The organism is Roseibium sp. (assembly GCF_965216085.1).
Classification (GTDB): Bacteria; Pseudomonadota; Alphaproteobacteria; order Rhizobiales; family Stappiaceae; genus Roseibium.
Genome location: NZ_OZ244138.1, coordinates 979,109 through 993,655, shown reverse-complemented (window position 1 = coordinate 993,655; position 14,547 = coordinate 979,109). Strand labels below are relative to the sequence as shown.

Genomic DNA, 14,547 nt, shown 5'->3' with positions numbered 1-14,547 from the left:
TTACATTGGCCGAAGTCAACGGCCTTTACTCCAGTGAGCCTTCGCTTAGACTCCGGCCAAAATCCATTTTGCTGCTTTTTCGGCGATCATCAGCGTCGGGGCATTGGTGTTCCCGCTGGTGATTTCCGGCATGATGCTCGCATCCACAACGCGTAGCCCGGACACGCCCTTGAAACGGAGATGAGGGTCAAGAACCGCTGAGGCATCGTCCTCGCGGCCCATTTTGACAGTGCCGACTGGATGGAAAATCGTGTTGGCGATATCTCCTGCCAGTTTAGCCAGTTCGTCATCGCTCTGGTACTGGATACCAGGTTTGTATTCTACCGGAGCGTATTGTTTCATCGCCGGCTTCGCCATGATTTCACGCACTTGGCGCAGGCTATCGGCAGCGACTTTGCGGTCCTCTTCCGTCGCAAGATAGTTCGGCAAGATCTTCGGAGCATCCCGGAAATCGCCGGAGCGGATTTGAACATGCCCGCGGCTTGTCGGGTTCAGATTGCAAACACTTACCGTGATGGCTGGGAAGTCGTGCAGGTCTTCCCCGAATGCTTCCAGGCTGAGCGGCTGCACGTGATATTCGAGATTGGCATACGGGCGATCGGGATCAGATCTCGAAAAAGCGCCGAGCTGGCTTGGTGACATGCTCATAGGCCCTGACCGCTTGAAGGCGTATTCCAGGCCGATCGTTGCTTTCCCAAACAGGGAGTTGGCCAGCGTGTTGAGTGTGCGTGTCCCTTTGACCTTGAACACGGCCCGGATCTGCAAGTGGTCTTGCAAGTTCCCACCAACCGCCGGCGCATCCAGAACCACATCAATACCATGGGACTTCAAGAGATCGGCCGGGCCGATGCCGGACAGCTGCAGGATCTGCGGAGACCCAATGGCACCGGCAGATAGCACAACTTCCTTGGCGGCCGTCACCGGGGTGGACTGCCCCTTGCGGTTGACGATCGCGCCGGAGCAGGCAAGCTGCCCGTCTCCGTTTTTAGCTAAAGTCAGACGCTCAACTTGAGCTTCGGTCCAAACGGTCAGGTTTGGCCGCTGCTTGGCTGGTTTGAGGAAGGCCTTCGAAGTGTTCCATCTCCAGCCCGAACGCTGATTCACATCAAAATAGCCAACGCCAGCATTGTCTCCCGTGTTGAAGTCGTCGGTCTTTTCTATGCCCGCCTCCACAGCAGCTTCGGCGAAACTGTCCAGAACATCCCAACGCAGCCGTTGTTTTTCGACCCGCCATTCTCCGCCATGACCGTGCATGTCAGAAAAACGGCTGTTGCCGCCGGTCGCCGGATCCGCCCCGTTGTCGAGCGCGTGATGATCTTCATGCGCCATGAAATCTGTTAGGCAGTTGTCCCAGTTCCAATCGTCATCGCCGGTCAGATTGGCCCAGTTGTTATAATCCTGTGCCTGACCGCGCATGTAGATCATGCCGTTGATTGACGAACAACCACCGAGGGTTTTGCCGCGCGGATACCGCAAGCTGCGGCCATTAAGGCCCTTGTCAGGCTCGGTTTGGAACAGCCAATCGGTCCGCGGATTGCCGATGCAATACAAATATCCAACCGGAATGTGGATCCAGGGATAGGTATCAGCCTTGCCTGCCTCCAGCAGAAGCACCCGGTTTTCAGGGTTCCTACTCAGGCGGTTGGCCAAAAGGCATCCTGCTGAACCGCCGCCAATGACGATGTAATCGAAACCCTGATCAGACCCGTCTACAGATGGCATAGGCGCCCCTTGACTTTATTAGTATTTAGCACTTGCGGCAGGAAGGACTTTTGGCACAGCCGGATTTACATTCCGAGGTAGCTTGTCATGTCACCGTGAGGAGGTTCCTCCCAGAACACTCATTTTCAATTCCATACTGATGCCGCGCAAAAAATCTAATGACGAATTGAACAGAGCAATATTAGAATTTTGAATATGGAACGATTTTCTAACATAAACACGCTGTTAGCTTTCATCACAGTCGCGCGTGAAGGGAGTGTTTCTCAGGCAGCCGAGGTGTTGAACCTCAGTCAACCCGCCATCAGCCATCAAATAAAACGTCTCAGCGAAGACGCCGGCGTGTTGCTGTTTTCGCGCACCGCCAAGGGATTGAGGCTGACACCGGATGGATCCGCCCTTTTGGCAAAAGCCGAAAGGGTGCTTGATGCATTGGACGATTTCCGGCGCAGCGCGGAACAGCGCACCAATCAAATCAGCGGCAAGCTCAGGCTCGGAACAATCGTTGATCCGGAATTTATCCGCCTGGGCCAGTTGCTCATTCAGGTCCGCGAAAACTTTCCGAATATCGAGACCGAGTTGAAACATGGCGTGAGTGGGGAGATTCTTACCCGTCTCCAGCGCAACCAAATAGATGCTGGTTATTACCTCAGCGGGCCAAAGCCCGGTCAGGATGAAGTCACGGAAAGCGAACCGGACCTGCATTTTATGAAGCTCGCCGATTTCAGCTACCACGTCATCGCCCCGTCCGGCTGGCAAGGACGCCTGGAAGGAAAGTCCTGGCCGGACCTTGCCGAACTGCCGTGGATCGGAACCCCTGACGCGTCGGTTCATCGCCGACTGCTAAGCGGGATTTTTGAGGAAGCTGGATGCCACCAAAACATCGTTGCTTTGGTGGATCAGGAAGCTTCCATGCTGGAAATGGTCCGTGCTGGTGTTGGTCTCAGCCTTTGCCGCGAGTCGATTGCCCTCCATCAGCAGCAAGCGTTCGGGATCGCGGTATCGGACACAGTTTCCGTTCCAGCCAGTTTGAGTTTTGTGACGTTAGACACCCACAAGAAACTGCCGGCAATTGACGCCGTGATCACTCTATTGCGCGATATCTGGCAACTAGAGACCGCTTAGACCTAGAATTCGCCCCAAATACGTTCGTTGCAGACAGCCAAGGCTTTCAGCGGCTGTGAGCCAGACAAGCACATCAACGCTAAAATGACCGGTACTTTTCCGGCTTCCTGAAAACTTGATCAGTTTCCAAAACAACAAAAATTGGAATTTTTATATTTTCGCGCGTAAATATTCTGAATTCCCTAGCGCGCTTCGAAAGGTGCATTGGGTCCAAACATGAAGTTGAATACGAAGAGGCAAATAAATGGGCGACCGGAAGGTGAAGAATATGGAGGAGTTTGCAGCCGTCAGCGGCATCTCCCGGCCGACCATTTCAAAATACTTCAATGATCCCGAAAGCGTCCGTACATCAACGCGCGAGCGGATCGAGGCAGCTTTAGAGCGGTTCGACTACCGCCCAAACATCTATGCGATGAACCAAAATAGGCGGATGACGAAGAATATCGGCATCGTTGTTCCCTATTTGGCGGACCCGTTTTTTGCCGAGATCGTCCGAGTGATCGAGCGGCGTTGTATTGACGCAGGGTTCGCCCCGACCCTCTTCGGTTCACATGGCGAGCAGGAGCGGGAAAACGACATTCTAAACAGCCTGCGTTCGTTAAAGCCAGCAGGCGTTTTGCTCGCTCCGCTTGGGCGGCAGTCTGACAAATCCGCGATCGAAGCCTTCTGCAAGGAAGTCCCAACGGTATTGTTCGACAGCAATATTGAAGGCATGGGAGAGGCCTTTGTTGGCTCGGATAACTACAGTTTTGTGTCACAAACGGTCGAGTATTTAAGCCGAACCGGCGAACCGCCATGTTTCTTCGAGATGCGCTATCCGGCAAACCCGAACGCGAACAAAAGGCGTGAGGCTTATCTGAGCATGATGCAGCGCCTGCAACTGGAGCCCCATGTCATTCGCATCGAAGGGCAAGGTTGGGGTTTTGAGGAAATCGGGCGCCAGGGAGGACTCGAACTCCTCGAAAACAGAGCCCTTCCAGTCAACACGGTCTTATGTAGCAATGACCGCCTGGCCATTGGATTTTTGTCTGCCTGCTATGAATTGGGTGTAAAGGTCGGACGGGGTGAAGACTGTGACCTTCGCGTCGCATCGCATGATGGCCATCCTTTTTCACGCTTCACTTGCCCGTCGTTAACAACAGCTTCGCATGATTATGCGGCGGTGTCGGAACATGTCGTTAACACCTTGTTCCGATTGATCGAAAATGGAGGCCGGTTTGAGCAACGGGAGGAAATCCGATTTCCGGCCCGCTTGATTATGCGCGACTCTGCTTAATTCAAATTTTACGCGCGTAAAAATTTTCTTGACGCGAGAAAACTTTTCGCGTTCACTGGCTGTGGGTATAGCGCCCAGTCCAGGGAGGAATAAATGCTATTGAAGACCACACTGACCGCAGCCACAGCGCTGTCTTTGCTCGCAGTAGGAGGAGCTGCGGCAGAAACTTTGACCATCGCCACGGTGAACAACGGCGACATGATCCGCATGCAGGGCTACACCGACGACTTCACAGCCAAGACAGGCCATACCGTCGAGTGGGTCACGCTGGAAGAAAACGTCCTGCGCCAGCGCGTTACGACCGACATCAGCACCAAAGGCGGTGCTTTCGACATCATGACCATTGGTATGTACGAAACTCCAATTTGGGGTGCCAACGGCTGGCTAGTTCCTCTGAACGACCTTTCAGCTGAATATGATGTTGACGATATTCTGCCCGCTATGCGCAGTGGTCTAAGCCACGATGGAACACTTTTTGCCGCTCCATTTTACGGTGAAAGCTCGATGGTCATGTACCGAACCGACCTCATGGCAAATGCCGGGTTGGAAATGCCGGAAGCACCGACTTGGGAGTTCATTCGCGAAGCTGCGAAGGCGATGACCGACCGTGATAACGACATCAACGGCATCTGCCTGCGGGGCAAGGCCGGTTGGGGTGAAGGCGGCGCCTTTATTACTGTGACCGGAAATTCCTTCGGTGCCCGTTGGTTTGACGAAAACTGGAACGCCCAGTTTGATCAGCCGGAGTGGGCAAACGCGCTCAACTTCTTTGTCGGCATGATGAAGGAATCCGGCCCTCCAGGATACGCAACCAACGGCTTCAACGAAAACCTGTCTCTGTTTCAGCAGGGCAAATGCGGCATGTGGATTGACGCCACCGTTGCAGCATCTTTCGTAACCAACCCGAAGGACTCTACGGTTGCAGATAGCGTCGGTTTTGCGCTGGCGCCCGATACAGGCCTTGGCAAGCGCTCCAACTGGCTTTGGGCATGGGCACTGGCCGTTCCTGCGGGAACTCAAAAGGAAGCTGCTGCCAAGCAGTTCATCGAATGGGCCACATCCAAGGACTACATTGAATTGGTCGCGGCAGAAGAAGGCTGGGCCAACGTGCCTCCTGGCGCACGCACCTCTCTCTATGAGACGCCGGAGTATCAGGCCGTCCCATTTGCAAAAATGACCCTCGATTCCATCAACGCAGCGGATCCTGCCAATCCAACCGTCAAACCGGTTCCTTATGTTGGCATCCAGTTCGTAGCAATTCCGGAGTTTGCAGGCATTGCGACAGAAGTCAGCCAGGAATTCTCAGCTGTATACGCAGGTCAACAGAGTGTTGAAGATGCTTTGGCAAAGGCTCAAGCCCTGACCAATGATGCAATGGAAGCGGCGGGATACCGCTGAGCTTCACTGCTCCCAGAGGGCGGGACTCCTGCCCTCTGGTCCTCTAGTCTGATTGCACCCAAAACAATCGAATTGGCATCTGAGGCGGCGTTGCCGTCAACAGAGGAGGCGTATTCATGGCCACCCAGCACTCACGATCTGCAGCCAGACTTATGATGGCACCCGCTGTAATCCTGCTCCTAGGATGGATGCTGGTTCCATTGACTTTGACCCTTTTCTTTTCATTCAAAAAGTACTTGCCGCTTAGAGGAGACTCGATGGCCAACGGTCTCGATTGGGTCGGCTTTACCAACTATACGCGGTTTATATCGTCCAGCTCTTTTTGGCCCAGCATCTACGCCACCCTCATAATCGTCGGAGGGGTATTGGTCATTACGATTGTTTTGGGCGTTCTGCTGGCCCTTCTCCTTGATCAGCCGATGTGGGGCCAAGGGATTGTCCGCATCCTTGTAATTGCGCCGTTCTTTGTCATGCCGACTGTATCGGCGCTGGTCTGGAAGAACATGTTCATGGACCCCGTGAACGGTCTCTTAGCGCATATTTGGCGGTTCTTTGGCGCCGAACCCATATTGTGGCTTAGTCAGGCGTCCCTACCCTCCATTATCCTCATTGTTTCCTGGCAATGGCTGCCATTTGCAACGCTCATCCTCTTAACCGCCATCCAATCACTCGACAGCGAACAGCTGGAAGCTGCGGAAATGGATGGTGCACCGCCGCTCGCCCGCTTTGGATTTATCATCCTGCCGCACCTGGCACGGGCCATCACCATTGTGGTGCTGATCCAAACGATCTTCTTGTTATCGATCTTTGCCGAAATCTTCGTCACCACTGCCGGTGCATTTGGCACCAAAACGCTGACCTATTTGATTTTCCAGCGGGTTCTGGAAAGTCAGAACATTGGCCTCGGGTCAGCCGGCGGTGTCTACGCCATCATTCTCGCCAACATCGTTGCCGTATTCCTGATGCGGATTGTCGGCAAGAACCTGGACGCTTGAGGGGAGACGGATCATGGCTCGTGCAGTCACCAACCAGCGCAAAATCATCAACACACTCGGTGCATGGATCATCGGTTTGTTGATCTTCTTCCCAATTCTTTGGACCATCCTGACCAGCTTCAAAACCGAAGCTCAGGCGATCAATGATCCCCCGCTGTTTTTCTTCTTTGACTGGACACTGGAAAACTATGCGATCGTTCAGGAACGGTCGGATTACATGCGGTTCTTGTGGAACTCTGTAATCATCGCCGGAGGTTCGACACTATTGGGGATCATCGTTGCCGTCCCCGCAGCCTGGTCGATGGCTTTTGTGCCGTCCAAGCGCACCAAAGATATCCTACTTTGGATGCTGTCCACCAAGATGCTGCCAGCCGTTGGTGTGCTTTATCCAATCTATCTCTTGTTTATCAAACTGGGACTGCTCGATACGCGCATCGGACTGACAGTCGTGCTGATGTTGATCAACCTGCCGATCATCGTCTGGATGCTCTACACGTACTTCAAGGAAATTCCAGGCGAAATACTTGAAGCGGCCCGAATGGACGGTGCGAGCCTGAAGGAAGAGATCCTCTACATCCTGACACCAATGGCGATCCCCGGCATCGCTTCAACAGTGCTGCTCAATATAATTCTGGCGTGGAACGAAGCCTTCTGGACGCTCAACCTGACGGCGGCCGATGCGGCACCGCTAACAGCCTTTATCGCAAGCTACTCAAGCCCTGAAGGCCTCTTCTACGCCAAGCTCAGCGCGGCCTCGACCATGGCCATTGCGCCGATCCTCATCCTTGGCTGGTTCAGTCAGAAGCAACTCGTTCGCGGCCTCACGTTCGGCGCGGTTAAGTAGGAAACGCTCTCATGGGACAAATCTCACTCAAGCAGGTGACAAAGAGGTTCGGCGATGTGGAAGTTATTCCGTCGCTTGATCTGGAAATCGAAGATGGCGAATTCACTGTCTTTGTCGGCCCATCCGGATGCGGCAAGTCAACACTGCTTAGATTGATCGCTGGTCTGGAAGACATCACATCCGGCACGATCTTTATCGACGGTCAAGACGCAACCAGCGTTCCGCCGGCCAAACGCGGCCTTGCGATGGTCTTCCAGTCTTACGCGCTTTATCCGCATATGTCGGTGCGCAAAAACATCGCCTTTCCGTTGCGCATGGCCAAGCTCGACAAGGCCGAACAGGATCGCCGGGTGGAACAGGCAGCTGCCGTTCTGAACCTGACAGACTATCTGGACCGCCGACCGGGACAGCTGTCTGGCGGTCAACGACAACGCGTTGCCATTGGAAGGGCCATTGTCCGCGAACCCTCAGCGTTTCTGTTCGATGAGCCATTATCAAATCTCGACGCTGCCTTGCGGGTCGGCATGCGTCTGGAGATTTCCGAGCTTCACGAGCGCCTTAAAACGACAATGATTTATGTCACCCACGATCAGGTCGAAGCGATGACCATGGCGGACAAGATCGTGGTTCTGCGTGCCGGCAACATAGAGCAAGTTGGGTCTCCACTTGAGCTTTATAAGACCCCGCGCAACCAGTTCGTCGCCGGTTTCATCGGCTCCCCGAAGATGAACTTCATCGAAGGACCGGAAGCCGCCAAGCATAACGCTCACGCGATTGGGGTCCGCCCAGAACACATTGCAGTTTCGGAAATCGAAGGCTTGTGGTCCGGGGTGGTCAGCGTCTCAGAACACTTGGGTTCCGACACGTTCTTCCATGTGCACAACACAGGCCTTGCCGACACCATTACCGTTCGGGCCGATGGGGAAGTCGGCTTTCGTCACGGCGACCGCATCCACATGACACCGCGCGCAGATGTCATTCATAAGTTCGATGAAAAAGGCCTGAGGCTTCCATGAAGCGTTTAGAAGGAAAAACAGCACTGATTACCGGTGCTGCACGCGGTATCGGTCTGGCCTTCGCAAAAGCCTACATTGCGGAAGGCGCCCGGGTGGCGATCGCTGACATTGATTTTCAACGCGCGCAACAGTCCGCAAGTGACTTGGGCGAAGCTGCCATCGCTGTAAAAGTGGATGTCACAGACCAGGAAAGCATTGATCGTGCTGTAACCGAGACCGTTTCTGCGTTTGGAAAAATCGACATCCTCATCAACAATGCGGCAATCTTTACCGCAGCTCCGATCGTCGAAATTGAAAGAGCCGACTACCAACGGGTCTTCGACATCAATGTCAGCGGCACACTCTTCACAATGCAAGCGGTCGCTCGCCACATGATCGACAGAGGCGGTGGTGGCAAGATCATCAACATGGCCAGCCAGGCCGGCCGCCGCGGCGAACCTCTTGTTGCCGTCTACTGTGCAAGCAAAGCAGCTATCATCAGCCTCACTCAATCCGCGGCTCTCAACCTCATTGACCATGGCATCAATGTGAACGCGATCGCCCCTGGCGTCGTTGACGGCGAACATTGGGATGGTGTTGATGCGTTTTTTGCAAAATATGAGAACAAAGCGCCAGGACAGAAGAAAAGAGAAGTCGGCGAATCCGTTCCGTTTGGGCGCATGGGGACCGCAGAAGATTTGACAGGAATGGCGGTATTTCTCGCCAGCGACGAAGCCAATTACATCCTGGCACAAACCTACAATGTGGATGGCGGCCAATGGATGAGCTGATCCCACTATATGATGCCAATCTTGACAGGATTCCAGCAAGCATTGCCCGGCCAACCTATGACCGGTCCAATCTGACACCTGGCATTGTCCATATAGGTGTCGGCAATTTCCATAGGGCGCATCAAGCTTGGTATCTGCACCGACTTATGCAAGAAAATCAGGCTCTTGATTGGGCCATTATCGGCGCCGGTGTCCGCTCATATGATGCTGCCATGCGCGACAAGCTTCTTAGTCAGGACTGCCTGACAACACTTATCGAGTTGAAACCTTCTCACGCCACTGCCGAAGTCGTTGGTTCAATGATCGATTACCTGCCGATCGAACCAGATAACCGGAGCCTCATCACACAGATGGCAGATCCCGCTGTCAGGATCGTGGCACTGACTGTGACCGAAGGCGGATATTACATTGATCCGGTGACAAAAGAACTCGACGCCGAGCACCCGGACATTGTGCATGATGCACATCACCCTGATGCGCCGCGCACCGCATTCGGCGCCATTGTTGCGGCACTCAAAATTCGCCGTGACCTCGGAATTGGGCCATTCACCGGCATGAGCTGCGACAACCTTCTGGCAAATGGCCATGTTCTACGCCAAACGGTTGTGAGCCTTGCACACTTATCAGATCCGGAACTCGGAGACTGGATCAATACCAACTGCAGTTTTCCCAATTCGATGGTCGACTGCATTGTCCCGGCAACTGGCCCTCGCGAGATCGCTCTTGCACAAGACATCGGCATCGACGACCAAGCTCCGGTAACCCACGAGTCCTTCCGGCAGTGGGTTATTGAGGATGATTTTTGTGCAGGTCGCCCATTATGGGAGAAGGTAGGGGCGACATTTACTGATGACGTCCACGTATATGAGATGATGAAGCTTCGCCTTCTGAACGCTGGTCATCAGATCCTTGCAGGACCTGGAGAAATTCTTGCGCTGGATACAGTCGCCGACTGCCTAGCTCATCCACTGATCTCCGAGTTATTCAGGACGGTTCTGACTGACGAAATCGTGCCACATGTGGCAGATGTTCCAGGCATGACGGCAGCACAATATGTTGATCTGATCGAAGATCGATTCAAAAATCCCGCGATTGTCGACACGACCCGGCGCGTTGCGTTCGATGGGTCGTCGCGGCATGCGGGCTTTATTTTACCCATAATTCGAGATGCACTTGCGTCCGGAATACCCGTAGAAGGCCTTGCTTTGGTAGAAGCTCTCTGGGCACGGATGTGCGCAGGGACTCGCGAAGATGGGTCCACGATTGAACCGAACGACCCAAATTGGTCAGAACTGACTGATATTGCGGAAAAAGCGCGCACGCGGCCACAAACCTGGCTGACAGACAACAGCATCTATGGCGATATTGCTGCCGCCCGTCCCTTCGCAGATGCATTTGACCACTGGCTGGAAATGATTTGGGCACACGGGTGCGAAGCAGCGCTAAGGGCCTACACCGGTGAGAAAGCTCAACTTAGAGCACAATCTTGAGTACTCAGTTATCTCAGTTCAGGTGACACCAATTTCGCGATGCGAGTCTGTTGTTCCTATAACCAAGCTACGAACAGGGTTGCGAAAGTTTGTTTCGGGTGCTCATCGGCGTGCGATTGACCTCCATATAACAACGGACACATCCTTCCCGGTGTTCTTGACCCGTGAATGATAGAACGGCCCTGAAGTGATAGCAGGGCTTCGTGTTGCATGAGACATTTCGAAACAACTGAGCCGCTGGGTCATTCCCTTCAGGTTGTTCGGACTACTGCCCTTTTTGCCGGCTAGATGTCCGAAAGGGGGCGGGCAAATAGCCGCGCGGATCATTGAAGACTTCATCGAATATTGAGATCGGCGTCGGCCACGCCATACCGAGCGTTGCTTCGATATTGCCACTTTCGATTGTCAGATGTGCATCGTGCTTCCGGGCCAAATTCCGCATTCGAGTGTTCTCGTGCAGGCAAAGCATATTGAGCTTCTTAATGCCACGCTTCTGGGCGGCAGCAAGCAGACGGTTGAACATCGCTTCGCCTATGCCTCGGTCCTGCCAGGCAGGCTCCACCACAAGAGCAATTTCCGCGCTCCGAGGCCAACTATCTAAAAGCCCGCGCAATTCCGCTACGCCCCGCAATTCACCATCAGGAAAAGCGCCAAAATTCACATAGTCGGTCGTTAAAATCGTCTCGGCATACTGCTTTAGAAAACTGTCGCTTACTGTGCCGCCAAATCTAAGATGCCGTGTATGCTTGTCGAGCCGCAGAAAGTGATCAACCAACTTTAACTGGTCGGACTTCCACAATCGCCGGATTCCAGTCTGAGAAAGAATTGTTCTATAAATCATGAGTTTGGACCTCTTTGTTACGCCGGTTACCAGCAACGAAAGTGTCCTCCCGCAAAGAGAGTAATATCGCAGCGCAGCATAGTCTAGCTGTAAGAGGCAAACTCGTTTTAGGATCGGTCAGAGGCACGGCCGAAACAGCTGATGAAAGTGTAACGCAATATCCGATGCACAACTTGCTTTCGTTGTGTTTTCTTGGCTGACTGGTTAGATCCTCTTCTGCAAGAACAGCAGGCATCATGGAGACCGCATTTGGTAGACTTTCTGGATGCAGCCGAGGCTCTGGCACGTGAGTTGGAGCTTCTTGAAGACGTAAGCCGCAATCCGGATAACCGGCATTTGTGGTTTTGGGAAAGCCCCAGGTGTCTCGTTTCTCCGAAGAGCCTGAGCACTAAGCCTCGGTTCGGCGAGACCTCTCATAGTCTGGCGGCAGAAGGTTGGCCGGTGAACTTGCGCAGCACCGGCGGCGATGTCACGCCGCAAGGTGCCGGTATCTTAAATGTCACCCATGTTTATGCGACTGAGCCGGGAAAACCCGTCGATCTGAAAGAAGAATATAATAGGCTTTGCACTCCGATCGAGCAGGCTCTTGGCCCGGGGGCAAGCAGAGGCTGGAAACCCGGGGCCTTTTGTGACGGAGAATACAATGTTCAGCTGAACGGCCTTAAATTCGCCGGCACCGCAATGCGCATACGGCGGGGAAAAGCCGACCGGACCCGAAGCGCCATTATGGCCCATGCCATCATGCTGATTGAACCAGTCTCAATTGACGCCATTGATGCCATCAACCGCTTTTTAAACCTGCTCGGCGAAGAGCGGACGATTGACCTTAAGGCGCATACCTGCCTGCCGGAGGATGATACGAAACCGGCGTTCATCGCCAGGCTAACAAAGGCTTTCAATGCGCAAGCCTAGAAGGGTCAGCGCGTTCTCAAAAACCAGCCTCTGCGAAATGGGCGCTACCTTGACCGTCTAAGACGATCGTCAGATGCCGAACACACGGGACCGTTCGTCTGTAGTTTTTAACAGGCAGTACAACTGCACCCTACCCTCATCCTGAAAACAGACTAAAGAGCTGAGAAAGCGCCGGTTTTCTCACGCCCGAACTCTCCAATAACTGAAAACCACAATGCGCCTGACAAAGGCGCATATTCATAACTTGCGCAACGCCATTTAAATTGGTAAATAAATTATACCAATATGAACCCGCCGGGATTATCATACTTTTGGTGCCGATTGCCGGAGCCCGACAGGGCCGGATTGAGACAAGGGTCTGAATTGACCAGGAATCTGGAGATTGCCAATGCAAACGCCCGTGTCCCCCAATACTGCCGATCAACTCCTCGGAAAGCTGAAGGGCATCGTTGGCAACCGGCATGTGATCACCAATCCAAGGTCGATGGAACGGTTCTGCAAGGGGTTTCGCTCTGGAGAAGGCACAGCACTTGCCGTGGTTCAACCTGGGACCCTGCTGGAACAATGGCAGGTGCTGAAGGCCTGTGTTGAGGCCGACAAGATCGTCATCATGCAGGCCGCCAACACCGGCTTGACTGAAGGCTCAACACCAAACGGGGATTACGACCGGGACGCCGTTGTGCTCAGCACCAAACGCATGGATAAAATCCAGGTTCTCAAGGACGGGCGGCAGATCATCAGTTTTCCAGGTGCAACGTTGTTTTCCCTTGAAAAACTGATGGCGCCTTATGACCGTGAACCGCATTCGGTCATCGGATCATCCTGCATCGGCGCGTCAATCATCGGCGGGGTCTGCAACAACTCCGGCGGCTCGCTGGTAGAGCGCGGACCGTCTTATACCGAACTGTCACTTTACGCCCAGATCCGCGAAGACGGCCGCCTAGAGTTGGTCAATCACTTGGGCATTTCCCTTGGGCAAGATCCGGAAACGATCCTGACCCGGCTTGAAAACGGAGATTATTCCGACAAGGACGTCGACGACACCAATCTCAAGGCCTCCGACACGGATTATCATCGGCGGGTGCGCGAGATTGATGAACCCAGCCCGGCCCGCTTTAATGCCGACAAACGGCGCCTCCATGAGGCCTCCGGCTGTGCCGGCAAACTTGCAGTGTTTGCAGCCCGTTTGGACACTTATCCAAAGCCGGATACTGAGAAAGTCTTTTACATCGGCACCAACGACACCCAGGTTCTGACACGCCTACGCCGGCACATTCTGGCAGAGTTCGAGCATCTACCCGTCTCCGGGGAATACATGCATGCCGAGATCTATGACATCTCAAAGCGTTACGGGAAGGATACTCTTGTCCTAATCGACAAACTCGGCACAGACTGGTTGCCAGGGATCTTTGCTCTGAAGGGCTGGGCCGACGCGCGGCTTTCCAAGATCCCATTTTTTCCGGCCAACCTGACCGACCGCTTCATGCAGGTGCTCACCAAGTTGTGGCCCAACATCCTGCCGAAACGCATGGAAGATTTCCGCGCGCACTATGAACATCACTTGATCCTGAAAATGCGCGATGGCGGCGTGCAGGAAGCCGAAGATTTTCTGAGCAAGTTCTTCGGGCAAGAAAAAGGAGACTGGTTTATCTGTTCGCAGCGCGAAGGCAAAATAGCCGGCCTTCACCGGTTTGCCGCCGCAGGAGCAGCGGTGCGTTATCAGGCGGTCCACTCAAACGAGGTTGAAGACATTCTGGCCCTCGACATTGCCCTTCGCCGCGACGACAGGGACTGGTTCGAACAGCTCCCCGGCGAGATCGAAGACGGCTTGGTGCACAAGCTCTACTACGGTCACTTCTTCTGCCACGTCCTGCATCAGGACTACATCGTCAAGAAGGGCCAGGATCCGAAAGCTCTGAAGGAAAAGATGCTCAAGATCCTAGATGAACGCGGCGCCGAATACCCGGCAGAACACAACGTTGGACACCTATATGCCGCCAAGCCAGGCTTGGCGGAATTCTATAAAACCTGCGATCCGACCAACACACTGAATCCAGGCATCGGCAAGATGTCCCGGCGCAAATGCTACCATTAGAAAACTGCGTGTAGGGTATTCAACCGTTGCCAAAACAAAAGGCCGGAGCGAGGTTTCTTTCCGCTC

General features: G+C 53.9%; 12 protein-coding genes. 10 read left to right on the top strand and 2 right to left on the bottom strand.

Features of this window, described 5'->3' with window-relative positions; all coding sequences use genetic code 11:
* Positions 1-45 precede the first annotated feature (45 nt).
* Positions 46-1,722: a GMC family oxidoreductase gene (locus ACOOFE_RS04620; RefSeq protein WP_420413867.1), complete on the bottom strand. Its 1,677-nt coding sequence runs from the start codon at positions 1,720-1,722 to the stop codon at positions 46-48.
* Between the two features lie 195 nt (positions 1,723-1,917).
* Here ACOOFE_RS04620 and ACOOFE_RS04615 point away from each other — a divergent pair, with 195 nt between their 5' ends.
* The 8 genes from ACOOFE_RS04615 to ACOOFE_RS04580 all read left to right on the top strand — a co-directional run bounded on the left by ACOOFE_RS04615 (position 1,918) and on the right by ACOOFE_RS04580 (position 10,633).
* The gene (locus ACOOFE_RS04615; protein WP_420413866.1) at positions 1,918-2,844 is read left to right on the top strand and encodes a LysR family transcriptional regulator; all 927 of its coding nucleotides are present in this window, start codon (positions 1,918-1,920) and stop codon (positions 2,842-2,844) included.
* Positions 2,845-3,088: 244 nt separating this feature from the next.
* Positions 3,089-4,120 (top strand): LacI family DNA-binding transcriptional regulator, encoded by a 1,032-nt coding sequence (locus tag ACOOFE_RS04610; RefSeq protein ID WP_141185349.1) that lies wholly within the window; start codon positions 3,089-3,091, stop codon positions 4,118-4,120.
* Between the two features lie 93 nt (positions 4,121-4,213).
* Positions 4,214-5,518, top strand: coding sequence for an ABC transporter substrate-binding protein (locus ACOOFE_RS04605; RefSeq protein WP_420413865.1), 1,305 nt, complete (start codon positions 4,214-4,216; stop codon positions 5,516-5,518).
* Between the two features lie 116 nt (positions 5,519-5,634).
* Positions 5,635-6,513 carry a carbohydrate ABC transporter permease gene (locus ACOOFE_RS04600; protein WP_420413864.1) on the top strand — a complete coding sequence of 293 codons (879 nt, stop codon included), beginning with the start codon at positions 5,635-5,637 and terminating at the stop codon, positions 6,511-6,513.
* Between the two features lie 13 nt (positions 6,514-6,526).
* The gene (locus tag ACOOFE_RS04595; RefSeq protein ID WP_420413863.1) at positions 6,527-7,357 is read left to right on the top strand and encodes a carbohydrate ABC transporter permease; all 831 of its coding nucleotides are present in this window, start codon (positions 6,527-6,529) and stop codon (positions 7,355-7,357) included.
* Between the two features lie 11 nt (positions 7,358-7,368).
* Positions 7,369-8,373 (top strand): ABC transporter ATP-binding protein, encoded by a 1,005-nt coding sequence (locus tag ACOOFE_RS04590; protein WP_420413862.1) that lies wholly within the window; start codon positions 7,369-7,371, stop codon positions 8,371-8,373.
* Positions 8,370-9,143 (top strand): L-iditol 2-dehydrogenase, encoded by a 774-nt coding sequence (locus tag ACOOFE_RS04585; RefSeq protein WP_420413861.1) that lies wholly within the window; start codon positions 8,370-8,372, stop codon positions 9,141-9,143. Before ACOOFE_RS04590 ends, ACOOFE_RS04585 begins: the two co-directional genes overlap by 4 nt.
* On the top strand, positions 9,131-10,633 hold the full coding sequence (locus ACOOFE_RS04580; RefSeq protein WP_420413860.1) for a mannitol dehydrogenase family protein: 1,503 nt from the start codon (positions 9,131-9,133) through the stop codon (positions 10,631-10,633). Before ACOOFE_RS04585 ends, ACOOFE_RS04580 begins: the two co-directional genes overlap by 13 nt.
* Before the next feature lie 265 nt (positions 10,634-10,898).
* Here ACOOFE_RS04580 and ACOOFE_RS04575 read toward each other — a convergent pair whose 3' ends face one another.
* Complete coding sequence (locus ACOOFE_RS04575; RefSeq protein WP_420413859.1) at positions 10,899-11,474, bottom strand: GNAT family N-acetyltransferase; 576 nt, start codon at positions 11,472-11,474, stop codon at positions 10,899-10,901.
* Between the two features lie 249 nt (positions 11,475-11,723).
* Here ACOOFE_RS04575 and ACOOFE_RS04570 point away from each other — a divergent pair, with 249 nt between their 5' ends.
* Entirely contained in the window at positions 11,724-12,386 is a 663-nt protein-coding gene (locus ACOOFE_RS04570; protein ID WP_420413858.1) for a lipoyl protein ligase domain-containing protein, read from the top strand.
* A 388-nt stretch (positions 12,387-12,774) separates the two neighbouring features.
* On the top strand, positions 12,775-14,481 hold the full coding sequence (gene dld / locus ACOOFE_RS04565; RefSeq protein ID WP_420413857.1) for a D-lactate dehydrogenase: 1,707 nt from the start codon (positions 12,775-12,777) through the stop codon (positions 14,479-14,481).
* Positions 14,482-14,547 lie beyond the last annotated feature (66 nt).